At 62.7% G+C, this 24,766-nt stretch carries 22 protein-coding genes; 11 read left to right on the forward strand and 11 right to left on the reverse strand.

The window, feature by feature from the left end; all coding sequences use genetic code 11:
• Nucleotides 1–152 precede the first annotated feature (152 nt).
• Entirely contained in the window at nt 153–1,463 is a 1,311-nt protein-coding gene (locus KFO72_RS30475; RefSeq protein ID WP_054931513.1) for an MFS transporter, read from the reverse strand.
• A 546-nt stretch (nt 1,464–2,009) separates the two neighbouring features.
• Between KFO72_RS30475 and KFO72_RS30480 the strand changes: the two genes are divergently transcribed.
• Entirely contained in the window at nt 2,010–2,453 is a 444-nt protein-coding gene (locus tag KFO72_RS30480; RefSeq protein ID WP_035991956.1) for a MarR family winged helix-turn-helix transcriptional regulator, read from the forward strand.
• Between the two features lie 15 nt (nt 2,454–2,468).
• Here KFO72_RS30480 and KFO72_RS30485 read toward each other — a convergent pair whose 3' ends face one another.
• The 5 genes from KFO72_RS30485 to KFO72_RS30505 all read right to left on the reverse strand — a co-directional run bounded on the left by KFO72_RS30485 (nt 2,469) and on the right by KFO72_RS30505 (nt 8,242).
• On the reverse strand, nt 2,469–4,748 hold the full coding sequence (locus tag KFO72_RS30485; protein ID WP_225033688.1) for a xanthine dehydrogenase family protein molybdopterin-binding subunit: 2,280 nt from the start codon (nt 4,746–4,748) through the stop codon (nt 2,469–2,471).
• 100 nt (nt 4,749–4,848) lie between these two features.
• Complete coding sequence (locus KFO72_RS30490; RefSeq protein ID WP_225033689.1) at nt 4,849–5,496, reverse strand: isochorismatase family protein; 648 nt, start codon at nt 5,494–5,496, stop codon at nt 4,849–4,851.
• Nucleotides 5,497–5,543: 47 nt separating this feature from the next.
• On the reverse strand, nt 5,544–6,575 hold the full coding sequence (locus KFO72_RS30495; protein ID WP_225033690.1) for a 2,5-dihydroxypyridine 5,6-dioxygenase: 1,032 nt from the start codon (nt 6,573–6,575) through the stop codon (nt 5,544–5,546).
• 22 nt (nt 6,576–6,597) lie between these two features.
• A complete protein-coding gene (locus KFO72_RS30500; protein ID WP_054931516.1) occupies nt 6,598–7,443 on the reverse strand; it encodes an alpha/beta fold hydrolase in 846 nt (281 codons plus the stop codon).
• Between the two features lie 46 nt (nt 7,444–7,489).
• Nucleotides 7,490–8,242: an Asp/Glu racemase gene (locus tag KFO72_RS30505; RefSeq protein WP_054931517.1), complete on the reverse strand. Its 753-nt coding sequence runs from the start codon at nt 8,240–8,242 to the stop codon at nt 7,490–7,492.
• A 322-nt stretch (nt 8,243–8,564) separates the two neighbouring features.
• Between KFO72_RS30505 and KFO72_RS30510 the strand changes: the two genes are divergently transcribed.
• The 3 genes from KFO72_RS30510 (at nt 8,565) to KFO72_RS30520 (ending at nt 12,806) form a co-directional block, all read left to right on the forward strand.
• Nucleotides 8,565–9,728 (forward strand): FAD-dependent monooxygenase, encoded by a 1,164-nt coding sequence (locus KFO72_RS30510; RefSeq protein ID WP_054931518.1) that lies wholly within the window; start codon nt 8,565–8,567, stop codon nt 9,726–9,728.
• 158 nt (nt 9,729–9,886) lie between these two features.
• Nucleotides 9,887–10,390, forward strand: coding sequence for a (2Fe-2S)-binding protein (locus tag KFO72_RS30515; RefSeq protein ID WP_225033691.1), 504 nt, complete (start codon nt 9,887–9,889; stop codon nt 10,388–10,390).
• Between the two features lie 7 nt (nt 10,391–10,397).
• Nucleotides 10,398–12,806, forward strand: coding sequence for a c-type cytochrome (locus KFO72_RS30520; RefSeq protein ID WP_225033692.1), 2,409 nt, complete (start codon nt 10,398–10,400; stop codon nt 12,804–12,806).
• Between the two features lie 138 nt (nt 12,807–12,944).
• Here KFO72_RS30520 and KFO72_RS30525 read toward each other — a convergent pair whose 3' ends face one another.
• Nucleotides 12,945–13,211, reverse strand: coding sequence for a hypothetical protein (locus KFO72_RS30525; RefSeq protein WP_060609810.1), 267 nt, complete (start codon nt 13,209–13,211; stop codon nt 12,945–12,947).
• 339 nt (nt 13,212–13,550) lie between these two features.
• Between KFO72_RS30525 and KFO72_RS30530 the strand changes: the two genes are divergently transcribed.
• A complete protein-coding gene (locus tag KFO72_RS30530; protein WP_225033693.1) occupies nt 13,551–14,015 on the forward strand; it encodes a response regulator in 465 nt (154 codons plus the stop codon).
• A 73-nt stretch (nt 14,016–14,088) separates the two neighbouring features.
• The gene (locus KFO72_RS30535) at nt 14,089–15,630 is read left to right on the forward strand and encodes an ATP-binding protein (RefSeq protein ID WP_225033694.1); all 1,542 of its coding nucleotides are present in this window, start codon (nt 14,089–14,091) and stop codon (nt 15,628–15,630) included.
• Between the two features lie 69 nt (nt 15,631–15,699).
• Here the strand turns inward: KFO72_RS30535 and KFO72_RS30540 are convergent, their stop codons facing one another.
• The gene (locus tag KFO72_RS30540) at nt 15,700–16,773 is read right to left on the reverse strand and encodes an alkene reductase (RefSeq protein WP_054931525.1); all 1,074 of its coding nucleotides are present in this window, start codon (nt 16,771–16,773) and stop codon (nt 15,700–15,702) included.
• A gap of 112 nt (nt 16,774–16,885) precedes the next feature.
• Here KFO72_RS30540 and KFO72_RS30545 point away from each other — a divergent pair, with 112 nt between their 5' ends.
• Nucleotides 16,886–17,761, forward strand: coding sequence for a LysR family transcriptional regulator (locus KFO72_RS30545; RefSeq protein WP_225033695.1), 876 nt, complete (start codon nt 16,886–16,888; stop codon nt 17,759–17,761).
• Nucleotides 17,762–17,968: 207 nt separating this feature from the next.
• Here KFO72_RS30545 and KFO72_RS30550 read toward each other — a convergent pair whose 3' ends face one another.
• The 3 genes from KFO72_RS30550 to KFO72_RS30560 all read right to left on the reverse strand — a co-directional run bounded on the left by KFO72_RS30550 (nt 17,969) and on the right by KFO72_RS30560 (nt 20,864).
• A complete protein-coding gene (locus tag KFO72_RS30550) occupies nt 17,969–18,166 on the reverse strand; it encodes a hypothetical protein (RefSeq protein WP_225033696.1) in 198 nt (65 codons plus the stop codon).
• Nucleotides 18,167–18,605: 439 nt separating this feature from the next.
• Nucleotides 18,606–19,715, reverse strand: a complete 1,110-nt coding sequence (locus tag KFO72_RS30555) for a branched-chain amino acid ABC transporter substrate-binding protein (protein ID WP_225033706.1) — start codon at nt 19,713–19,715, stop codon at nt 18,606–18,608.
• A gap of 192 nt (nt 19,716–19,907) precedes the next feature.
• Nucleotides 19,908–20,864 carry a LysR family transcriptional regulator gene (locus tag KFO72_RS30560; protein WP_225033697.1) on the reverse strand — a complete coding sequence of 319 codons (957 nt, stop codon included), beginning with the start codon at nt 20,862–20,864 and terminating at the stop codon, nt 19,908–19,910.
• Nucleotides 20,865–20,926: 62 nt separating this feature from the next.
• Between KFO72_RS30560 and KFO72_RS30565 the strand changes: the two genes are divergently transcribed.
• The 4 genes from KFO72_RS30565 to KFO72_RS30580 are packed head-to-tail and all read left to right on the forward strand — an operon-like array spanning nt 20,927 to nt 24,745.
• A complete protein-coding gene (locus KFO72_RS30565; protein WP_225033707.1) occupies nt 20,927–21,250 on the forward strand; it encodes a DUF1330 domain-containing protein in 324 nt (107 codons plus the stop codon).
• Nucleotides 21,247–22,581, forward strand: coding sequence for an aspartate aminotransferase family protein (locus KFO72_RS30570; RefSeq protein WP_224100084.1), 1,335 nt, complete (start codon nt 21,247–21,249; stop codon nt 22,579–22,581). The genes KFO72_RS30565 and KFO72_RS30570 overlap by 4 nt, the downstream gene beginning before the upstream one ends.
• Before the next feature lie 13 nt (nt 22,582–22,594).
• On the forward strand, nt 22,595–23,383 hold the full coding sequence (locus tag KFO72_RS30575) for a hydroxypyruvate isomerase family protein (protein WP_063786980.1): 789 nt from the start codon (nt 22,595–22,597) through the stop codon (nt 23,381–23,383).
• A 33-nt stretch (nt 23,384–23,416) separates the two neighbouring features.
• Nucleotides 23,417–24,745 carry an aspartate aminotransferase family protein gene (locus KFO72_RS30580; protein ID WP_224100086.1) on the forward strand — a complete coding sequence of 443 codons (1,329 nt, stop codon included), beginning with the start codon at nt 23,417–23,419 and terminating at the stop codon, nt 24,743–24,745.
• The last annotated feature ends 21 nt before the right edge of the window (nt 24,746–24,766 follow it).

The following is a 24,766-nucleotide window of genomic DNA, read 5'->3' on the forward strand; positions in this document are numbered from 1 at the left end:
TTTGCGGCGGCAAAGAAAAGTAGGTGCCGCCCCGCACAGGGGCGACGCGTGAGGCGAGATAACGCATCGCGGATGCCCGCGAAAGCAAAGGCAAATCGCGGACGCCAGCGCAAAAGCAAAAAACCCCCAACCCACATGCGCAGCAAAAACCGCTAACGATTAACCACCTGCTTCGAATAAGAAAGCGCCAACACACACCCCATAATCATGCAAACGGCGAACCCATAAAGCCCAGCACTCTGCGAGTGAAAAGTATCCCGCAACCATCCGATGAAATAGGTACTCCCAAACCCGCCAAGATTGGCGATAGAGCATGCAAAGGCGATCCCACCCGCCGCCGCCGACCCTTTCAAAAAAGTCGAAGGCAAAGCCCAAACCACAGGCATCGCGGCCGCCGCACCCGCATTCACGAGCGAAAACAAAAGCACAGTGGTCAGCGTGCCATGCGACCCACCCGCGGCAACTGCCAGCGCAACAGCAGCAACCGCAAACGGCACCACGATATGCCAGCGCCGCTCCCGCATGCGATCCGAACTCGCGCCACACCACAGCGTACCGATCACAGCGACGGCATTAGGCACCGCCATCAGCCAGCCAATCGTGTACGCGTCCTTGACGCCCGTATCGCGCAAGATCGAAGGCAGCCAAAAGCTCACAGCATAAAGCCCGAGCAACACACACAAATCGATCAGCCCAAGCGCCCACACCTTCGGATCGACGAACGCCGCGCCGAGCGCGTGGCTCTTGTTGCCGGCAGGATCAGCATCGAGATTCGCACGCAACACGCGCTTCTCGTTCGCGTCGAGCCAGTTCGCCGATTCGATGTTGTTCGGCAGCCAGCGCAAGATCGCAAAGCCCAGCACCACAGAAGGCAGCGCTTCGATCAGGAACAGCCATTGCCAGCCGCCAAGACCGTGCGCGCCATCGAAGAAGCGCATGATCCAGCCGGAAATCGGGCTGCCAATCATGCTCGATAACGGCAGACCAACCATGAACAGCGCCACGATGCGCGCACGCCGTGCATCGGGATACCACTGCGTCAGATAGAGCAGCACGCCGGGCAGAAAGCCCGCCTCGGCCACGCCGAGCAGAAAACGCACCACGTAGAACTGCACCGGCGTCGTCACGAACATCGTCGCGCCCGACAGAATGCCCCACGTAATCATGATGCGCGCAATCCACAGCTTGGCGCCCACGCGTTGCAAGATCAGGTTGCTCGGCACCTCGAACAGGATATAGCCCGCAAAGAACAGGCCAGCGCCAAGACCGTAAATCGTGTCGCTGAATTTCAGCGCGTCGAGCATCTGCAACTTCGCGAGCCCGATGTTGATGCGGTCGAGATACGCCGCGAAATAACACAGGCAGAAGATGGTGATCAGGCGGAACGTGACCTTGCGGTATAGCTCGCCGTGTTGGGTGGCGGCGGGAGAGAGAGCGGCGCTGCCGGATTGCACGGTGGACATGAGGACTCCCTGTTGGGATGGGTCGAATTGAAGTTTGCCGTCCGATGCGTGCACACATCGAACGCTCACAGACATCTGTATAGCATGTCAAAATATAAGCGTATACGCTCGAAATTACCCTGGTGTCCGGAAGATCGCCGGATTTTCTGAAGCGTCACGAAAAGCGCGAATCGTGCATACATGGCAAGGCGTTTGCCAAAGCAGTACCGATGCAAAAAATGCTGTCGAATGGTGCTGGTTCCGCACGTAATTTGTGCGTATGCGCTCAAATATGAAGTGTGCTCGCTGGAATCGGGAGACCTCCGGAAGATCGGCGGCGCGGGCTCGGCAACCCATGTCGAGGCGGGCGAAGTCACGCCGTCAGGCATGCACGGGGAAAGAAGACGTTAGCGAAGACCTTTTTGCGTGCGGCGCAACATCGAGCGACATTTCTCTTACGGCTGCTGATCTGGAGCAAACACAATCCGGGCTCGCATATCGCATGCCAAGGTTGAGGGTGTACACTGCATCGTTTTCATCAACCGGCCTATCGCAGGCCGTACGTTCATGCCGTCTCACAAGGACTCTTACGACTTTCACGACCAGGTAGGCCATCTGCTGCGCCGTGCCTATCAGCGTCACGTGTCGATCTTTCAGGAAGCCATTCCCGATTCCGATCTCACGGCTGCGCAATTCGTCACGCTTTGCGCGGTGAAGGAGACGCAGGGCTGTTCGCTCAACGACATCGTCAAGGCGACCGCAATCGATCAGGCGACCATTCGCGGCGTGGTCGAGCGCCTGAAGGCACGCGCCCTGATCGAAGTCCTGCCCGACCCGAACGACGGCCGCAAGCTGCTCGTGCGCACGACTCCCGCCGGCCTCGCGTTGATCGAGCGAACGGTGCCGTTCGCTAAACAGGTGACCGAGCGCACCTACGGCACGCTCAACGCGGGCGAACGCGTGGCCCTGCTGTTCCTGCTGCGCAAGATGATGGAATCGGACGGCGAGTGAATGGCTGGCGTGGCGTCAAACCTGCGGCGCGCGCTGTGCGTCGAGCAGCACGCCCGCCTCGCGTAATCCGGCGCGGATCGTGTCGGGCGTAAAGGGCGCCGCGCAGAAACGCACGCCCGTCGCATCGTAAATCGCGTTGGCGAGCGCGGCCGGTCCCGGCACGGATGCCGATTCGCCCGCGCCTAGCGGCGGCTCGCCCTGGCGCGGCATCAGCACGACATCGATTGCAGGCAACTCCGGAAAAGTCAGGATCGGGTAACTGCCCCATTCGCGGCTGGCGACCTTTCCCTGCGCGAAACGCACGCGCTCCTTCAGCGAGCGGCTCAGCACCTGCACCACGTTGCCATGTATCTGATGGCGCACGCCGTCGGGGTTGATCATCGTGCCCGTGTCCTGGCCGATGGTGATGCGCTCGACGCGGATTTCCCCCGTCACCCGGTCGACGACGAGTTCGGCCACCCACGCGGCCCAGGCAGCCCCGAAGCCCGGAAAGCGGCTATGCACATAGCGGGCGTACGCGATACCTCTTCCCCGCACGAAGCGTTCTCCGCCTTGCACTGGCGTATTGCGAGGCGCGCGTGTTTTCCAGCCCGCGCGCTTCGCAACGGTTTCGAGCAGTTCGGCAGCGCGCGAATCGTCGAGATGGCGCAAGCGGAATTCGAGCGCGTCCACGCCTGTCAGCGCAGCCAGCTCGTCGGCGAATGAATCGTGCGCGAACGAGTTCGGCAGCGCCGACACGCCGCGCAGCCACGCGGATCGCACGATGGGCGCCAGATCCTCGCAGACGAAGCGGCGATTCGGGCTCACATACGGCGAGACGGCCGTGCGATCGCCCATCTCGAAGATGCGCGGCTCGCTGGCGACGACGCGTGTCAGCAGCGACGCGAGCATCGGCGCATCGTTCGACGGATAACGCGTGACGAAATCGTAGCCCGTCATGCGGCCATCGCGCGTCACGCTGCCCGTCACGTTCACGACTTGCCCCGTGCCCTTCGGCTCCCACGCATGCTCGTCGGCACGCGAAAGCTGCACGCGTACCGGCTGTCCCACTGCACGCGATAGCAGCAGCGCGTCGCCGCACACGTCGTCGGCGCAATTGCGCCCATAACAGCCGGCAGCTTCCATCCGCACGACATCGATGTCGGCTTCGTCGCGGCCCACGAGCGTCGCGAGGTCGTAGCGCAGCGAGACGGGGTTCTGCGTGCCGGACCAGACGGTGATGCGGCCCGAACCCGGCTCGCGATAATCCGCAAGCGCGCATGACGGCCCGATCGAGCCATGCATCTGATACGGCCATACGTAGGTGCGCGAAAGGGTCAGCGTGTCGGGCGCGCGTCGCGCGGCTTCGACGTCGCCTTCTTCGAGCAGCGGGCGGCGCGTGGCGGGTGCAGAGGCAATCGCGGCAGCGGGATCGTCGAGCGAAGGCAGATCGGGCAGGGGCTTCCATGTCACGCGCAGATCGCGCGCGGCGCGGATCGCCTGTTCCTCGCGCTCGCAAACCACGCCGACGAAATCGCCCAGCACGACGACGGCACGCAAGCCCGCCACGTGCGCAACCGATTCGCGGTCCACGCTATCGAGCAGGCCGCCGACGAACGCGCCGCGATCGAGGCCCGCATACGGCGGCCGCACCACGCGTCCATGCAGCATGCCCGGCACGCGCATATCGTGTACGAACGTGAGCATGCCCGTCGCCTTGGCGGGTATGTCCACACGCGGCGCAGACTGGCCAATCACGCGATACGCCGACGGCTCTTTCACGCGTGCCTTCAGGTCGAGATCGAGCGCGATGCGTTTGCCCGCAACGAGCGCGGCGAAGCTCACGCGGCGCGCATCGGGCGTGGCGGCGACAAAGACGTCGGCGTTGTCGGTGGCGAGCGCTTCGATCTGCGTGCCGAAGTGCTCCGCCGCGAGTTGCAGCAATGCGTGTCGTGCCTGCGCGGCGGCGCAACGCAAGGGCGCCGCGGAAATCTGGATCGACGCGCTCGCAATGGTCGGCCCCTGGTTCGGCGTGACGGCCGTATGTCCGAGCTGCATGTCCACGCGCGCGGCGGGCACGTCCAGTTCTTCCGCGACGATCTGCGCAAGCGCCGTGCGGATACCCGTGCCGAGATCGACATGACCGTTGAAGGCGAGAATGCGGCCGTCGTCGAGTATCGCGACGAACACCTCCGCCGCCTCGGGCACGAACGACGAGAGGCTGCCAGGCTGGCCGGGCGCGGGCTTGACGGGTCGTGCGGGTGGTCGCGCGACAGTGAGACAGCCTTCGCGCGCAAGCAATTCGGAGCGGTTCACGGCAGAGAGTTCCAGTGAGGACGGTGTGTCCGTCCCGATCGCATTCACGCCAGATAGCCAAACTAAGCGGACAAATTGACAGCGTCAACCGCGTGCCATGTCAGCGCCGCTGTGCGGTTTCGATCTCGGCGATAGCCTGCGCGAGCGGCATCACGGCCGCGTACTTCTGCTGCATGTCGAACAGGTTCGCGTTGTGCGGCTCGATCGCGCGGTCGCCGACGCAATCGGACAGCACCAGCGGCCGGAAGCCATGCGACATCGCATCGACCACGCTCGCGCGCACGCAGCCGCTGGTGACGGCGCCCGCGACCAGCAGCGTCTGCACCGCGCGCTGCGTCAGCCACGGTGCGAGCTGCGTGCCGAAGAGCGCTGACGGAACCGTCTTGCGCACCACGAGTTCGCCGCGCACCGGGGTCAGCTCGGGTACGATCGCACTGTTCGGATGGTCTTCCGTAAGCGTGGCCATGCCGGGCACTTTCAGCGAGAACACGTTGTCGTCGCTGCCGTCGTCCGCGTAGACGATGCGGCTGTGCGCGACGGGCCAGCCGTTGCTGCGCGCAAGCGCGAGCACATCCCGCGTGCGTGCGATAGCGGCCTTGATGTTGCCGCCGCCGAAGATATCGGGGTCTGCGAAGCCGACTACGAAGTCGATGATCAAAAGGCCGATATTGCCGTGCACGGGCAACGGCGTGCCGAAGCCCTGTTGCCGGTAGACATTGGCTTCGGCGTGTTGCGTGAGATCAGTCATGGTGAGTGTCCGGTGTCCGGTGTCCGGGGTTGCGTGCGCTGATGCTGTCATCCGACCACGCGGCCGTCGCGCACGACGACTTCATCGTCGAGCTTCACGGTGCAAGCGCGCAGCGGAATGTCGATATGACACGTCGTGGTGCGGCTGCCGCCGCCTTCGTTATTCGGTCCGAGCGAAAACAGGAAATTGCCCTCGAACGCGCGCGCGTCCATGCCGATGGTCGCCTCGCGGTCGTAGAGGCCGAGCGTCGACCAGCGGGCGCGCGGCTGCAAACCCCAGCCGATGTGCGAGATCGCGTAGCCTTCCGGGTCGTCGAAGGTTTCCATGTAGTCGCGCAGCAAGGCCGCATCGACGCCGCCTTCGATCTTCGTCGCATAGCCGCCTTCCACTGTCAGCACGATGGGCTCGCTCACGTAGCGCTTTTGCGGCAGCAGGATGTCGCCGCGATCGATCACGATCGTGCCGTGCGCGGTGCGATCGTTCGGGAACGTCAGCGCGAAGCCGCTCGGCCAGTGGTCCCAGCGGCCCGGCTCGTCGACGAAGCCGTATTCGGCGATCGGTCCGAACTCGCCCATCGGACAGACGAGCGCGGTGCCCGCCGGCGACGAAACACGCATCTCGCGCGCGGCGCCGATCTTCCTGGTCGCGGCGAGCACGCGCTCGCGGTCGGCGACGGTCGGCACGAGGCGCGCGAGCACTTCGGGCGGCTCGACCGCGAGCAGGATTTTCGTGCCCGACTTCAGGATGTCGTGCTGCTCGGGCGAGAACAGCAGCGTCATCAGGTCCAGCACCAGATCGCTTTCCTTGAGCGCCGCGATGGCCGCGCGGTTGCCCGTGAGCGGCGTGGTGCCGAGATATGCGAGCGAATCGCGGCTGAAGGCCTTGTCGCCGTTCACGGGCGGCAGGTCGAGCCGGTTGACGATCGCCCCCATCGACTGCGTGGCGATCAACGCGCACGCGAGTGTCTGCGGATGCGTGGCGGCGCTCGTCAGGATCGTGACCGTCTGCCCCGCTTCGAGACGCGAGAGCGTGAGCACTTCCTTCCACGCTTCGATCAGTTGGTAGTCGCTGATGGACATCGTGTGTTCTCCAATGGATGCGTCAGATCGAGGCGGCCTTTTGCGTGAGCGGCGCGCCGAGGAAGGTGCCGAACGCGTCGTAAAAACCCGCTGCGTTGTCCCACGGAATCATGTGACCGGCATCGGGCACGCGAACGTGCTGCATCGTGGGTGTTGCGCGCTGCAGTTCGGCGACGTCTTCGTCGCGCACCACGTCGCCGCGTTCAGCCGTGACGAGCAGTGAGGGCACGTTCAGTCGCGCGGCGTCGGCGTGGAAATCGTCGGTATGAAAGCCTTCATACGACGCGAGCACGGCGCGCTCGTCGCAGGTGTGCAGCCACTCGGCGCGCAGGCGCAGTTCTTCGTTGGTCCACGTGGGGCAGAATGCGCGCATGCCTTCGGCGTCCGTGCCTTTGCGCGCGAGCGCCATCGAATCGACATACCAGGGCAGCTTGCCCGGATACGCGCGGCGGCCCGGCCCGGAAACGGGCGGATCGACCAGCACCACGCGTTCCAGTCCGCGCGGCGCAAGCAATGCGGCGCGTGCGGCGATGCGCGCGCCCATCGAATGTCCGACGAGCGCGAAACGTTCCAGACCCAGCGCGGCCGCCAGCGCGGCGACGTCCCCGGCCTGCGCGTCGAGGCTGTAGTCGAGCGTGTCCGATGCTTCCGACAGGCCGCGTCCACGCACGTCGATCACGTAGGTATCGAAGCTGGCGCCGAACACTTCGCCGACGAAGCCCCACGTCACGGCAGGACTCGTGATGCCCGGAATCACGATGACGGCAGCGCGCGCGCCACGCTCGCCGCCTGTGCCGCCGTAGCGCAGATAGTGCTGGCGGATGCCATTGGCGGCGATGTTCGCGCCGTAGAGGAAAGTGCTGGACATTTGACGCTCCGGTGAATGGGATTGGCACGACCCGATATGCGGGGACTCAATAAGCACCCGAAAGAAGCGCGCCCGCGCCGGGGACGATCGGTTCGAGATCCAGTTCGCGCAGCATCGCGTAAGTCGTGGCGATGGCGGCTGTGATCACCGGCTTGCCCGTCATCGCCTCGACCTTCGCGACGGCGGCCAGCGACGGCATCTGCACGCAGGCGGACAGGACGATCGCGTCGGCATCCGCATAGTTCAGCGTCTTGACGATCGCGGGCAGGCGCGCGGGATCGTGACGGCCAACTTCGAGGTTGTCGGGGATCTCGAGCGCGCGATAGTCGAGCACTTCATAACCTTCGTTGCGGATGTAATCGACCACCAGTTCCGTCAGCGGCTTCATGTACGGCGCGACGACGACGATGCGCTTCGCGCCGATCACCCTGAGCGCATCGACGAGCGCGCCCGCGCTGGTCAGCACGGGTGCTGCCGCGCCGTTCTCCGCCGTGTGCTTCGTCAGGCGCGCCTGCGACACGCGGTGATAGCCGCGTCCCATCGCCATGATCGCGACGAGGCACGCATAACCCAGCACGTCGACGCGTGCATCGGAAAGCTCGATCGCGCAACGGTCCGATTCCGCGTCCATCGCGGCAAGCTCTTCCTTCACGACCTTCTTCATGCGCATGCGGCTCGAATGAAACGTGAAGCGCTCCGGGCGGATCGCTTCGCGCAGACGCAGCATCGCCGGAATTTCGGTTTCCATCGTGGTGTTCGAGCTCGGCACGATCTGGCCGATCCGATAAGTCTTGCTCATGACGCGCACTCCATTCCAGTTGGGCGGCGACGAGGCCCGCCGTTGCGGGTGTCGTCGGAGATTTGCGCAAAGTCTAGCGTGTACATTTTAAATGCACAACGGGGAGAAATAATTTCATCCGGCGTCATGCATCATATATAGGTGAAAGTGCGCGGAATGTCGTAGGTGGTTAACCGGAAAACATTGTGCTTGCCGATTTATTTTCTAATGTGTACGCTACATTCAAATCGAATCGTATTCGACTCAACCCGGCCCGTCGGCGCACAGCACAGCACAGCACGGCACTCCGCAGCGCGGCGCGGGCGCACCACCTGGAGAACCCATGAGCAAACCCCGTATCGCCATCATTGGCGCCGGCCTCGGCGGCGTCGCAGCCGCCGCCCTGCTGCAGCGCGCCGGCCACGACGTGCGTCTCTACGAGCAGGCGCCCGCGTTCTCGCGCCTTGGCGCGGGCATTCACCTTGGCCCGAACGTGATGAAGATCATGCGGCGCATCGGCTGCGAGGACGCGCTGAACGTCATGGGTTCGCATCCCGACTACTGGTACAGCCGCGACTGGAAGACGGCCGAGGCAATTGCGCAGATTCCGCTCGGCGACTACGCGTTGAAGACGTACGGGGCGAGCTATCTCACCGTGCATCGCGGCGACTTTCATGCGCTGATGACGGAAGCTGTGACGCCTGGCACGATCAGCTTCGGCAAGTGCCTGCAATCGGTCGAAGACACGGGCAGCGATGTGCGCCTCACGTTTGCCGACGGCAGTGTGGAGGTGGCGGACCTCGTGATCGGCGCGGATGGCGTGAACTCGAAGATCCGCGAGCATCTGCTCGGCGCGGAGCCGCCGCGCTATACGGGCTATGTCGCGCATCGCGCGGTGTTTCCGGCGTCGCTGCTCGGCAACCGTCCTTACGACATGTGCGTGAAGTGGTGGTCGGAAGACCGTCACATGATGGTCTACTACGTGACCGAGAAGCGCGACGAGTATTACTACGTGACGGGCGTGCCGCAAGCGGAGTGGCCCACGGGCGTGTCGATGATGGATAGCAGCCGCGACGAAATGCGCGAGGCGTTCGAAGGTTTTCATCCCGATGTGCAGAATCTGATCGACGTGTCGCCGTCCATCACCAAGTGGCCGCTGCTCGAACGCGATCCGCTGCCGTTGTGGAGCCGTGGCCGTCTCGTGTTGCTCGGCGATGCCTGTCATCCGATGAAGCCGCACATGGCGCAAGGCGCGGCGATGGCGATCGAAGACGCGGCGATGCTGGCGCGCTGCCTCGACGAAACGGGCGCAACCGACTACGCGGGCGCGTTCGCGCTCTACGAGGCCAATCGCGCGGCGCGAGCGTCGAAGGTGCAACTGGTGTCGCACAACAACACCTGGCTGCGCACGAACGAAGACCCGGCATGGGTGTTCGCGTACGACGTCTTCGACGTGCCGCTCGTGTCGCCGCAAGTGGCGGGCGCGCAGGAACCCGCCACCGCGTAACGCCGCAGCGGGCGGAATTTCGGCGGGTTATAAGGTTCGGTGCGGCGTGTCGCCTGCGCGTCATCGCGCAATGCACGCTGACCGGGCTGCGGACGGCTGCAAGGCGGGTTGCAACAGCGGCGTCGCGCAGCTCCGGCACATCCTTAACGAGTCAGTTCATGTTGCAATCCGCTTCCCACGCGCAGCCGCTCACGCTGAAGGTGAACGGCGAGACGCGCACCATCGAAGGCGCGACGCCCGATACGCCGCTCCTCTACATCCTGCGCAACGACTGCGAGCTGAACGGCCCGAAGTACGGCTGCGGTCTTGGTCAGTGCGGCGCGTGCACGGTGCTCGTCGATGGTCAGGCCGCGCGCTCGTGTGTCGTGCCCGTCGCGGCGGCGCACGCGCGCGAAGTGACGACGCTCGAAGGGCTCGGTACGCCCGACGCGCTGCACCCTGTGCAACGCGCGTTCATCGACGAGCAGGCAGCGCAATGCGGATACTGTCTGAACGGCATGATCATGAGCACGGCGGCGCTGCTTGCAAGCAATCCCTCGCCGGACGACGACGCGATTCGCGACGCACTGCGCTTTAACCTGTGCCGTTGCGGCACGCATCTCGAGATCGTGCGGGCCGTGAAGCGCGCGGCGTTGTATCTGCAGCAGCAACATGGGCAATGAGGCCGCGATGAGCGAGGACGATTCGCAGGCATTGCGGCTGAAGCAAGGCGGCGCGTTCTTGACGGAAGGTGAAGACGATGCGGCTGCGCGTCGCCGCGCGCACTACGCATGGCCCGCCGATGGCATCGATGCCGATGCGCAGCTCGTTGTCGAAGCGAGCGTCGCGGCGGACGGCACGATGGCGAAGTGGCACTATCGCGCGCGCGTCGGCGATACGGCGAGCGAGGCGCGTGGCTCCCGCACGCAAGCATCGCTGCCGCCGCTGCTGTATCGCCATGCACACGCGAGCGTCGCCGTCGACGATCCATCGCGGCTGATTCCCACGCAGGCCCATGCATTCGCGCGCGAATCGTTCATCGACGAAGTGGCGCACGATGCGCGGCGCGATCCCGTCGCACTGCGGCTCGATCATCTCGATGTCACGCGCGACGCGGGCGCGCGCGAAATCATTCGGATGGTGAGCGAACGCGCGGCGTGGGGCGCTGCGCCACAGGCTGCTCAGGCGCCTGCTTCGCCATGGCTGCGCGGGCGTGGCTTTGCGTTCGACGGCCAGACGCGCGAAGCGACGCGGCGCGTCGATGCGCTGCCCGATTATTCTCCGGGCAACACGCGCGCCGAGCCGCCGCCGATGGACTGGTCGGCGTGGGTGGTCGATCTCGACGTCAACCGCGTAACGGGCGACATCGCCGTGCGCCGCGTGGTGGCGGGCCAGGGTGCGGGAACACCGGATGCCGCCGCGCTGCAAGGGCTGCCCGCGTGGCAGATCGAAGAGGCGATTGCGCGCGCGACCGGCGTGCGCCGGATCGCGCGTGCGGCGCACGACGAAACGGGCGGCGCGGATACGCCTGTCTCGCATGATCTGATCGACGCGCAAAACGAGCGGGCATCGAATGTCACTCCGCGCTCCGCATTAGACGACCGACGCATCGAGCAGGCGGCAGCGCCCGTCGCGGCAGCGATCGCCAATGCGCTTTACGACGCCACGGGCGTGCGCTTTCGCGCCCCGCCGTTCGACCCGGAACAGATTCGCCGCGCGTTTGCCGCAGCCGGTCCTGCCGTCATGCTCGACGCGCCCGCGGCAGCCCGGCGGCCCTCGCGCTGGCGGCGGTGGCTGGCGGGTGGTGGCATCGGCGGGGTGGCGGGAGGGTTGATCGGGCTTGCGTGCTCGATCCTGCCTGGGCCGTCGCCGATTGCGCCATTGCCCGCAGGCGCAGGCGCCGACGCGTCGATGTGGAGCGCGGCGATGCTCGAACGCGGCCGCCAGGTTGCGATTGCTGGCGACTGCGCCGTGTGTCATACGGCGCCCGGCGGGAACCTCAATGCAGGCGGCCTCGCGCTGCAGACGCCGTTCGGCACCGTCTGGTCGACCAACATCACGCCTGATCGCGACACGGGCATCGGCGCGTGGTCCTATGAAGCGTTCGCGCGCGCGATGCGCCAGGGCATTGCACGCGACGGCCGGCATCTGTATCCGGCGTTCCCGTACACGGCGTTCGCGCACATGAGCGAGTCCGACATGATGGCGCTATACGCGTACCTGATGTCGCAGCCTGCCGTGCAGCACGCCGCTCCCGAAACGAAGCTGCCGTTCCCGATGAACCAGCGGCGGCTCGTCGCGGGCTGGAACTGGCTGTTTCATGACGCGCGCGAATACCAGCCGGACGCACAGCAATCGGCGCTGTGGAATCGCGGCAAATATCTGGTGGATGGCGCGGCGCATTGCGGCGCGTGCCATACGCCGCGCAACGCGCTGGGCGCGGAGAAGGGCGGCTTTGCGTATCTGGGCGGCGGCAGCGCCGAGGGCTGGGACGCGCCGGCGCTCGTTGCTGCGCGAGCCGCGCCCGTGCCGTGGACGGAAGACGCGCTGTTCACCTATCTGCGCACAGGGTTCTCCGCCGAACACGGCGTGGCCGCGGGACCGATGGCGCCCGTCGTGGCGGGACTGGCGAGCCTGCCCGAGCCGGATGTCCGCGCGATAGCGCACTATATCGCCTCGCTTTCTCCGCCCGTCGATCCCGCCGTCGCCGCGCAAGCGGCCGCGCAACGCGCCGCAGGGGCAAACGCGGATGCGCTGACAGCGGCCGGTTTGCAGAACGGACGGCGCATGTTCGAGGCAGCTTGCGCGGTATGTCATGCGGAATCGGGCGGCGTGGGCCATCTGGGCGTGCGTCCGCTGATGGGCCTGAACACCAGCGTGAGTCAGGCGAGTCCGGAGAACCTGTTGCGCGTGATGATGCACGGTATCGCTCAGCCCGCCACGGAAGGGCTTGGCTATATGCCGGGCTTCAAGGACAGCTTCGACGATCAGCAGCTCGCGGAGCTGGCAGGCTACATTCGTGCGCGCTATGCGCCTGGCCAGCCTGCATGGCACGGCCTTGCAGAGGCGGCCGCAGGCCTGCGCGAGGCGGTGCATTGATCCCGCGGCTGGCGTCACCGCGTTCGTGCCGGATGACGGGCGCGCCCGGTCCGGCACGGCGTATGCGTGCGGACTGTCGATTGGCTGGTTGGCAGGTTCGGCGGGTCTGAACAGCCGAATTTGCCTGCGTCTGATCGTTCATGCCGCGCCGTGCAGATCGTGGCGCACGCTCAATACGGGATCGGTCACCCAGTCGGCTAGCCAGTCTTTCCATTTTGCCCACCGGTGCGCGTCGAGTTCAAACTCTCCCGCCAATGCGCCCGTCCCTTCCGCGCTGAGATCCGCGTAGACCAGCCTCTCGCCGTTCCACCAGGCAATCGCCGTGTCCGTCAGTTCCGCGACGGTATCCGGCCCGGCGTCGCGAAGCAGGGCCGTCAACTGCTGTTCGAAGTCTTCACGTTGCATGCTGGATGTCTCCTCTTGAATGGTTGCGGCACATCGTTTGCGGACTGGCTGTAACCCGGGTGTGTAACCCAAGTGCAAGAAGGGGCGAGTCATGGCAACGCAATGTGTCGAGCAATGGGCATTCGATGTACACGATGTACCGGCCGAAGAGGCCGTCGAGCGCCCCTGCTTTCAGCACAGCAAGCGGCACGCCGTGACGACGCGAAGAGGTTTTCGTTGCGCACGCATCTTCAGCGCAACGAGTGCGCTGCTGGTCCCCGTTAACCGAAACCATCTGCTGGCGGCCGCCAACGGCGGCGCTCGCGGCGAATCCGCATGACCGATACTACGAGTCAAACCGTGGCAAATGTACTGCTGGTCGACGACGACGCGGAGAATCTGTGGTCGCTGCAACTGGCGCTCGAAAGCGACGGTCATCATGTGAGCGTTGCAGGAGATGCCAACGGCGCGCTGGATATCCTGCGTCGCGAAGCCATCCATCTGATGATCACGGACTACGAAATGCCCGGCATCGACGGCGCGGAGTTGTGCCGTCTGGTGCATGAGCAGCCGGCACATTGCGGGTTGCCGATCGTGTTGTTGTCGGCGGCGGCCGAACCGCCAGACCTTCGGCAATCCTGGACGCGGTTCTTTCGCAAACCGGCGCGCATCCGGGATCTGACGGCCACGCTCGACGCCCACGTTGCAATGCGCCAGCCCGCCATGAGGCTGCCGCACCCAAAAGCCTGTGTGCGCGCAGTCCTGAGATGTCAGAACCTGCCCGCATCGCGCTGGATTGCCGTCGAACCCCGCTGCTGGCCATAAGCTGCGCCCATGTCGAGGCCGTTTAGCGGGGGCGTACAATCAGTCATTGAAACCCGCCACCGGACAGTCCCAGATGAGCGACATTCACAAGACGCACCATAGGGCGCACGAGACAGCGGAGACAGCTGAGCAATTCCGCATTCTCGTACAGGGCGTCACTGACTACGCGATCTACATGCTGTCGCCCGCAGGCGTCGTCACGAGCTGGAACGTCGGTGCCGAGCGGATCAAAGGGTACAGCCATGCCGAGATTCTTGGCCGGCATTTCTCGTGTTTCTATACCGACGCGGATAGAGCAGACGGCGCACCAGCCATGATTCTCGCCACGGCGGCGCGCGAGGGCCGCGCGGAACGCGAAGGATGGCGCGTGCGCAAGGATGGCAGCCGCTTCTGGGCCCATGTGGTGGTCGATGCCATTCGCGACGAGCGCGGCGAACTGCTCGGTTTTGCCAAGGTCACGCGCGACATTACCGAACGCAAGCAGTCGGCGGCTGCGCTGGAAAAGGCCAATGTGGCGTTATTCCAGGCGCAGAAGATGGAAGCGATCGGCAGGCTCACGGGTGGCGTCGCGCACGACTTCAACAATCTGCTCGCCGTGCTGTCCAACGGCCTGCAAGTGCTGGCCACGCAGTCGCGCACGCATCTGGACATGAAGATGATCGATGGCATGCGCCGCGCCATCGATCGCGGCGCTTCGCTCACGCAGCAACTGCTGTCTTTCGCGCGCCAGCAGCCGTTGCGGCCTGAAGTTCATGATCTGAACCTGTTGATCCGCGACTTCGAGCCGATGCTGGTGAAGGTGCGCGCCGATAACAGAACGAAATGCGAACTCAACCTGACGGGCGATTCCGCGTTCGCGCTCGTCGATGCCGCCCGCTTCGAAGCGACCTTGCTCAATCTCGTTGTCAACGCCGTGGACGCGATGCACGATGGCGGGACCGTGACGGTCGCGACGGCCACCGTCGAATCGGATAGAGCGGTCACGGCAGTGCTGACGGCTGGCCGCTATGTGCGGATCTCCGTATCCGACACGGGAACGGGCATGCCGCAGAAAGTGCTGGAACAGGCGTTCGAGCCGTTCTTCACGACGAAGCCGGCAGGAAAGGGCACAGGGCTAGGGCTGAGCCAGGTCTACGGGTTCATTACCCAGTCGGGCGGCGACGTGGTGATATCGAGCGTCGAAGGAGAAGGCACGACCATCGATCTCTATCTGCCGATGGCGCAGGCGGTCGAGTCGGCGAGTACCTTTGCCGCTTCGAAAGTCGAAACGGTTTTACTGGTCGAAGATGAACCGGATGTGCTGGGGCTTGCGACGGAACTCTTCCGCAGCATCGGCTATGAAGTCGTGGTGGCCGCCAGCGCCTCCGAAGCGGTGGCGATCCTGAAGGAACGCAACGATATCGACGTCGTCTTCACGGATATCACCATGCCGCACGGCATGAGTGGCATGGACCTGGCGCATCATGTCCGCGCCGGGTATCCGGACGTCAAGGTGGTGTTGACATCGGGCTACCCGCTCGCCACGTTGCGCGACGAGTATGGCGCTTTCAATGAGTTTCCTTTTGTCTATAAGCCGTACCGTCTGGCCGATCTCGCGAGGGCGCTGAGAGCGTGACGCGGCTTTGATGACGATAAACAACTGCGAGGCGCTGCGGTTCGTGTCGAAAAGGCGCTCATGTCGACCTCACTCTGTCGCGGATAGCGCGAGCGTTGGGTAGTCGGTATAAAACTTCTCCGTGCCCCCAAAAAAGCCTTCACGCTGCGGCTCGTTCATCGGCGCATTGGTCTTGAGCCGCTCGACGAAATCAGGGTTCGCCAGCACCATTGCACCATAGGCTTCCAGATCGGCGGTACCCGATGCCGCGTCGGCACCCACCTGTTCTCGCGGACGTCCCGGACGGTTCAGGATCAGCGTGCCTGTCCAAAGCTTACGAATCTCTGCCAGCAATGGCTCGTCGCCCAGATGCATGATATGCAGATACGCGAGGCCCAGCTTGTCGAGTTCAGCGACAAGGTAGCGGTATAACGCGTGCAGTTCCGCTCCCTCGTCGATACCCCCCATCGCCGTGCCCGGCGACAGGCGGATGGCCGTCCGGTCGGCGCCGATTTCACCGGCGATGGCCGTGGCAACCTCGATGGCAAAGCGCGCGCGATTCTCGATCGAGCCGCCGTATTCGTCGGTGCGCGTGTTGGCGCTTGGCGCGAAGAACTGCTGGATCAGGTAGGCGTTGGCGCCGTGGATCTCGACGCCGTCGGCGCCCGACTCGACGGCGCGGCGAGCCGCGAAGGCGAAATCCGCGACGGTCCGGCGCACTTCGTCGCTCGACAGTGCGCGCGGCACGGGGATGTCCTGCATGCCGCCGGTCGTGAACATGCCTACGCCCGGCGCGATGGCCGACGGTGCGACAGCGGGGCGGTGGTGCGGCGTGTTATCCGGATGCGACATGCGGCCCGCGTGCATCAGCTGAATGAATATACGGCCGCCTTTGTCATGCACCGCGCTCGTGATCTTCTTCCAGCCTGCTACATGTGCGTCGGTGTAGATGCCCGGTGTCGTCAGGTAGCCCTGGCCGTCGTCCGAAGGCTGCGTGCCTTCCGAGACGATCAGGCCGACCCCGGCGCGCTGCGCGTAATAGCGGGCGGCGAGGTCGCCAGGCGTGCCGTCGTACTGGGCACGCGAACGGGTCATCGGCGCCATGACCAGGCGATTTTGCAGGGTGTAACGGCCAACACGGATGGAATCGAACAGTTTGCTCACGACGGAATCCTCGGATCAGGTTGAACGGGCAGTGGTTCGATCATCCTCTGCTGCACATCGAAGATAAAGATAGTCTTTCGGATATCATTGATCCATTCATGGAGCAATATGGATGGATGATTACCTGAACGACATGGCTTTGTTCGTGGAAGTGGTGAAGGCCAACGGCTTCCGCCACGCGGCTGAAGCGATAGGGATACCGAACTCGACGTTGTCCCGCCGGATCAGCGCGCTGGAGAAGAGCATCGGGCTTCGGCTGCTGCACCGCACGACGCGCAAGATCGAACTGACCGAGGCCGGGCAGCTTTACTTCGAACGGTGCAAACGCATCGTCGACGAGGCGCGCCTTGCGCATGAACAACTGGGGGACATGCTTGCGCAGCCCAGCGGGACGCTTCGGGTGTCGTTGCCGGTGGACTTCGCCGTGACCTACCTCGCGCCGTTGATCGTGGAGTTCGCCGACATGTATCCCGGCATCAGCTTCGATTTCGATCTCACCCCGCGGCGGGTCGATCTGGTCAGCGAACCCTATGACGTGGCGATCCGCATTGGCGAATCCGGGAGTTCGCAACTGATCGCGCGCACGCTGGCTTCGCTGACGCCGTACCTGTATGCGTCTCCCCGTTATCTGGAGCGAGCGGGCGAGCCCGGCAAGCCTGCGGATCTGGAGCGGCACGAATGCCTGGCTATCCTGAAGGCGGGCACATGGACATTGCACGACGGAAAACGTACGGCAACAGTTCCGGTACGCGGGCGGATCGCGCTCAACAGTGTCGGCATGATCCGTCGTCTGGCAAGCCTCGATATGGGGATCGTTTTGCTTCCGCAACAAGTCGTCGCCGACGATCTGGCGAGCGGGCTCTTGCGGCCGGTCTTGCCCAGCTGGCACGGTTCGGCGACGCCGATCTACGCGATTACCGAAACCCGTCTGCTACCCGCAAAGACACAACGCTTCATCGAGTTTCTTCAGGCGCGGCTGGCGCGGTAAGCGCCAGGCCGCGAGCGTTGACCGTATGCGGCCAGATCGACTCTGGACGTGACTGGTGATGGTGAGATATTCCCCGTCGATGAATCTGGATGGCCCGCGAGGATAGGATGGTGACGCGGACGCGGACGCGGACGCGGACGGCATCGACGGCAAGGTGGTGATCTTTTCACGCTTCATGGCGATCTCGAGGAGACACGCCCCCTGATTTCACCGGGAAGGATGGTTTCGGATGCTGGCGCCGACGTGTGGCGTCGCGTCGGATGTCACGGGCACAGCGCGAACGAATGCATTCGTTCGCCCCTTGTTATCTGATGGCTTGCCGCTGCGCGGCACATGTCCGTTGATATCTTCGGCTTCGCCCGAGCGCGTAAAGCGCAAGTGGGTGATGTCGGTCGGGAAGAACATGCTCCAGCTCCATTCGACAAAGATCCGCAGCTTGCGGCCGAGCGTCGGAACGCGGGACAGATAGAAGGCGCGAGCGAGTCGTTGCCGCCAGGAATCATCAGGCTTGCCCAGCCCATCAGTGCACCTCCGCTCAGGCAGCGCGCCCGTTGCAATGCCGTCACGCGCGTCCCCCGTGCTTGTGCGCCGCGCATCGCGCGGGTGACTGGGGCTGACGTCGCGCCCAACTGCAGTGCACCGAACAGCGGGGCGCGCGAGCAGGTGCCGCCCGCATGCCCTTGTGCAAGATCGGCGAGCGCGTCGGTGTAAGTCCAGGCTCCATCGAGCACGAACAGCAGCACGAAGGTGATGCCGCACGCGGGCAAGAAGTACAGACCTCATGCGCACATGAAGTCCGTTCCGCAAAACGACAATGGGTGGGCGCCATCAGAACGTTTGATGCTCAAGGCGTCATCGTGGTGAGAAGGATCTTCTTCCCGTCCTTGTAACCGTATAGCGTCAGCCTTGGGTTCTTCACATCACCCTTGCCGTCGAACTGAATGCCGCCAATCAGGCCTTGATAATCGGTCGAGCGAGCCGTTGCCAGAACTTTCGCGCGATCAGTGCTACCACTGCGTTTCATGGCATCGACGATGACCATGACTGAGTCGTAGGCATACGGCGCATAGATCTGGACAGTAGTTCCGAACCGCTTTTCATACTCTTTTTCGAATGTCGGACCCGCCTTCATCCGGGATAGAGGGAGTCCGGCAATACTGCAAACCAGATTGTCGACGGCTGGGCCGGCCAGCGACGCGACTTCATCTGAGCAGGTGCCATCGCCGCCGAGCACCTTCGCCTTGAGTCCCAATTGTGCTGCCTGTTTGATAAATGGTCCGGCCGTCGCATCCATTCCACCATAGAAGATGACATCCGGAGATTGCCCCTTTATTTTGGTAATGAGCCCCTTGAAGTCAATGGCCTTGTCGTTGGTCGCTTCTCGTGCGACGACTTGTGCGCCGCCGCCCTTGATTGCTTCTGAAAACTGATCGGCGAGCCCCTGACCGTATGCTGTGCTGTCGTCGACGATAGCAACTTTCTTCGCTTTCAAGGTTTGCAAAGCGTAGTGCGCGAGCACGGGCGACTGTTGTGCATCTGTCGCGACGAGACGATAGGTCGTGTTGAAACCTTGCTGCGTGAACTGCGGATTGGTTGAGTCCGGTGAAATTTGCAGAACCTGGGCGTCGTGGTAGATGCGCGATGCTGCAATTGAAACGCCGGAGTTCAGGTGCCCGACGACTGCCACCACGCCGTCATCGACCAGGCGTTGCGCGACCTGAGTCCCCTGGCGCGGATCGGCCTGATCATCCACGGCGACAAGTTCCAGCTTTATCTTTTGCCCACCGACGACAAGACCGTGACGGTTGATGTCTTCCACTGCCAACCGGGCTCCGTTCTCGTTTTCCTTTCCGAGGTTTGCAATTGCGCCGGTGGTCGGCGCTGCGCTGCCGATTTTCACGATCTTGATGTCATCAGCCGCGTACGACATGCAGCATGCGAACGACAGCGCCATTACCGCGAAGCCTGTTTTGATATGACTGGTCATTCTCCCGCTCCCAATAGCAATCAGCCTGTTGAAGTTCTCCTGCAAATCACGTCGAGGAGAGTGGAACAAAGGCTATGGGTGCAAAAAGACCATGACAATTGACTCTTTTGGATGCTCGTATAACGCGGGGGTAATATGACCAGGTTGAAAGTACTGCACTCAGTTGATGCTGGAGTCGCCCTGTGCGACGCTAGCGGCTGCTTCCTCGCGCATGCACTGCGCCAGCAGAAGCGGCGCCGGGCTATTGAGATCTACTCTGCGGTATAGCACCACTTCACTGAGTTGCGTGAGAGACGGGAAATTGATCAACGATATGCGGCCTCTCGCTGCATATTCGGTTGCGTAGGACAACGGCAGTAACCCGATAAAAGGTGCGCGCATCATCAACTCGATATTCAGCGCGATGCAACTGGACTCTACAACCGCGTCGTGGATATCGAGGCCTTCTTCTTCCATCAACCGGGCGAGCGCGATGTGGGACGGGCTGCCTTGTTGTGGGACGAGCCAGGTAAATTCCGTGAGGTCCTTCAGGGTGACGAGTCGCTCTCTGGAAAGCGCATGACTGGGACCTGCGACGAAGACAATGGGCTCACTGTATAGCGACTCCGTCATCAGGTCGGGGTCGTCTTTCGCTCTTGCTCGCGCAAGTACGAGATCGGCTTCGCCCGTGCGTAGCATTTCGAGCAGTTTGTCCAGCGGGGCCTCGATGAATCGAACGGAGGCTGCCGGTGCGCGAGTGAGAAAGCTCACCATCGACTGTGAAATAAACGAGGGCGGCACCGCCGTTACCGAGCCGAGATTCACATGCCCCGCCGTGCCCGTGACCAGCGAAGCAACGTCCCGCTGGGCAAGTCCGACCTGCCGGAGGATCTCCCGACCTCGTCGCGCGAGGACTGTCCCGACATCCGTAAGAAATACAGCCTTACCGACGCGCTCAGTCACGGCAGCGCCCAGTGCCTGTTCGATCTCTCCAATCTGTTTGGACACGGCTGGCTGCGTGACATTGAAGGCGGCCGCTACCTTCGTGACCTGCTTGAGGTCCGCCAGCGCAACTAGCAGTCGCAGATGCGACAGCCGGAGGCCGCTAGAGAAAAACCGCTCTATGGGAGTCAACATCTTTTGTCTCTGGTCACATTACCTAGGGGTAATGTAGTGACCTAAAAAGTGATTTGTCAATGATGTTTCGGGTCGCCTATTCTTGCCGGGCTGGAGCGCGGGTCCGGAGAGTTTCATCTGGAGAAGCCCGTCGATCCAGCGCGCACAAGCGGAGGCGAGAATTGCCAAAAGGTTATGTTGTCGCCTTGATTCGGATTACTGACGCAGGCCAGTACAGCCGTTACCGAAGCTTCGCGGCGAACGCAATCAAAGCGCACCGGGGCAGGGTTCTTGTGCGTTCCGCTTCTAACGAGGCGATGGAAGGTGCGGCACGCGGGCGAACTGTGCTACAGCAACCAAATCTTGACGCTTACCGCGCAGGAAAAGATTCTACGGACAAGAAATGAACCTTGATATCGACGCAATCAGCAAAGACAGCTCCGCACGACTTTTCGAGCGCGCCCGAGCCGTGATGCCTTCGGGCTACACCCGAAACATGCTCGTCACGAAACCTCATCCTTTTTATGCCGTCAGTGCTGACGGGCCCTATATAACGGATGCGGACGGTCGGACGCGTATCGACTGGGTCAACAACTTCGCCTCGCTGATTCACGGTCACAACAAGCGCGAAGTTGTCGAGATCATCTCCAGGCAGGCCGCGCGCCTGTTGTCCGCCACGATGCCCGCCGAATGGGAAGTGCACCTGGCCGAGTTGCTTGTCGAGCGAATTCCCTCGGTCGAGCAGGTTCGGTTCATGAACTCCGGGACAGAAGCTAATCTCATCGCGATCAAGGCCGCGCGAGCGTTCTCCGGCAGATCGAAAGTAGCCAAGCTCGAAGGCGGCTACCACGGTCAATATGATCTGCTCGAGGCCAGTTACATGCCGTCAGCCAATCAATGGGGTGACCGCGAACGCCCGGCAGTCCTTGCACACAACACCGGCACGCCAAGCTCGTTGCTGAATGAGCTTGTGTTGTTTCCGCTGAATGACATTGCGACCATGCGGGAAATCCTGGCACGCAACGCCTCGGAGATCGGCACGGTCATTATCGATCCGAGCGGCCTGTCCTTGGGAACTGCCGTGTACGCAGATCGCGAGTTTCTCGTCGCGCTGCGCGAAACGACAGAAAAGCTCGGCATGGTTCTGATCTTCGACGAAGTGTGGTCGCTGCGTACCGGCTATCGCGGCACGCAGGGCATCGTTGGCGTCACACCCGATCTCACGACGATGGGCAAAATGATTGGAGGTGGACTACCCGTCGGAGCGGTCGGCGGTAAGCGTGAAGTGATGTCCGTTTTCTCGGTCGATGAAGGCGAGCCTAAGGTGAAGCATTCCGGCACATTTACAGGCAACCCGATGTCCATGGCTGCCGGATTCGTGGCCATGTCGCTGATGACACCGGACGCGTTCGACATGCTGGCGGCACAGGGTCAGCGGCTGGCGGATGGGTTGAGGCGCGCACTCGCCGATACCAGGACGCAGGGGCATGTGGTCAATCGAGGTTCGATGACGAACATGCTATTCACGGAAAGCATCCCCGTCGATTATCGCGACCTCTATGCGCAGCAGACGGCGGAGGTTTCGGCGCTATCCGCGAGCATGCCGAAGCTGATGGCCGTGGAAGGGCTGCATGTTCTTCGCAACATGTTCGTCGGCTCGACGGCCATATCGGATGACGATGTGGACCAGACCATTGCTGCAGTGAGGCGCGCGCTGATGGCCGCGAGGCAAGCCTGATCGCCAGATTCATATGAGACGATATTCAGCTAACGTCGGAACGCTGTGGTCGCATCTGCCGCTTTTGGAACGCATTGAAGCGGCGGCGCGCGCAGGCTTTCGCGCAGTGGAAATGCACTTTCCCTACGCGGTCCCGCCAGGTGAAGTTCGCGACGCGATTCAGAAATTCGACCTGACACTGCTAGGGATCAACTCACCGCCCGGAGATATTGCCAGGGGAGAACTCGGCATCGCGGCCATTCCGGGTCGCGAAGACGAATTTGCTGAAAGCCTGCACATGGCGCTGAACTACTGTCAGGTGGCCGGTGCGCAAGCCTTGCATATCATGGCGGGTAACACGTTTGGGTATTGGCGCACCGCGTGCCTCGAAACGTTCAAATCCAATGTCGCATTAGCTGCCGATCTCGCGATTTCGAATAACGTCAGATTACTGTTTGAACCCTTGAACCGCGCCCTTCATCCGGCGTATTTCTATCATGAGGTCGATCAACTCGCGCGTTTGCTGGACGATGTCGGGCATCCCTGGTTGAAGATTCAATTCGATACGTACCACGTCGGCATGCATCACCGCAGAGTTCGAGACGTGCTGAAAAGAAACTGGTCGAGGATCGGTCATATCCAGATTGCGGCTGTACCGGATCGAGGTGAGCCGCGTGCTGGCGACGTGGATATCATGGAGGTGCTCGACGAAGCTGAACTGCGCGGCTATGGGGGCTGGATTGGGTGCGAGTACAAGGCTCGCGGAAATGTTGAAGAGGGGCTGGCGTGGAGAGAGATGGCGCGGTTCTCCGAGACAGGCTAGATCACGATTCACCTGAACACCGAACACATTGACATGACGAAATCCGATAGACAGTCGCATGCGGCAGCACTCTCTGAAGCGCTAGACAAGGCGGCAGAAAGATATGCAAGCGCAAATCCGGAAAGCGCGGCGCAATTTGCGAAGGCGACGGCAGCCATGCCTGGCGGTAACACGCGCTCAGTGCTCTATTACCCGCCATTCCCGCTCGCCATGGCACGAGGCCAGGCAGCAAGACTCTGGGATGCGGATGGACACGAGTATCGAGACTTCATTGCAGAGTTCAGCGCCGGCGTTTATGGCCATTCAAACCCCGTCATCCGTCGCGCGATCGATACTGCACTCGATAGCGGGATCAATCTCAGCGGGCACAATCTGATCGAGACGGAATTGGCGGGAGCTGTTTGCGACCGCTTCCCGACAGTCGAACGCGTGCGCTTCACCAATTCAGGAACAGAGGCGAATCTGCTATTGCTGGCCGCAGCCAAGGCCTACACAAAAAGGTCGAAGATTGTCGTGTTTAACGGTGGATATCACGGCGGGGTGCTTTCCTTCGGTTCCGGTCACAACCCGGTCAACGTCCCGCATGAATTCCTGCTTGCCAAATACAATGACGTCGCCAGCGTCGAGGCGTTGTTCGACAAGCATGGTAGCGATATCGCCACGATTCTTGTCGAGCCAATGCAGGGTGCGTCGGGATGTATCGTTGGGCAACCGGAATTTTTGCGCGCATTGCGCGACCTGTGCACGCGATTCGGCGCGTTACTCGCTTTTGACGAGGTGATGACTTCACGGCTGGCACCCGGTGGAATGCAGGAGCGGCTCGGCATCGAGGCCGACTTGACATCGCTCGGGAAATACATCGGCGGAGGAATGTCGTTCGGCGCTTTCGGCGGGCGTGAGGACATCATGGCGCAGTTCGATCCACGCCAGCACGGCGCGTTGGCACACGCCGGCACATTCAACAACAACGTACTGACAATGTCGGCGGGCGTCGCCGGACTTCGCGAGTTGTACACGCCGGAGGCCGCGGTGGAACTCAATAAACGGGGTGACCGGTTTCGCGATGCCTTGAACCAGCAGTTCACGGCGTCTGGCCTGCCAATGCGATTTATCGGACTGGGTTCATTGATGAACCTTCAGCCCACTGACAAGGCAATCTGTTCCGTCGATGATCTTGCTGGCCTGGAGCACAGGATCAAAGATCTGTTCTTCTTCCATCTGATCGAGAGCGGCGTGTACATGGCGCGACGCGGTTACATGACACTGAGCCTGCCTTTAACAGAGGAAGACATGACGCATTTCATCTCGGCCAGTGCGGGTTTCATTGAGCGTTACCGGACACTTCTGACGGCTAGCCAATAAGGGCGCGCCACGATAGAGTCC

Source organism: Paraburkholderia sp. XV (assembly GCF_020177535.1).
GTDB lineage: Bacteria > Pseudomonadota > Gammaproteobacteria > Burkholderiales > Burkholderiaceae > Paraburkholderia > Paraburkholderia caribensis.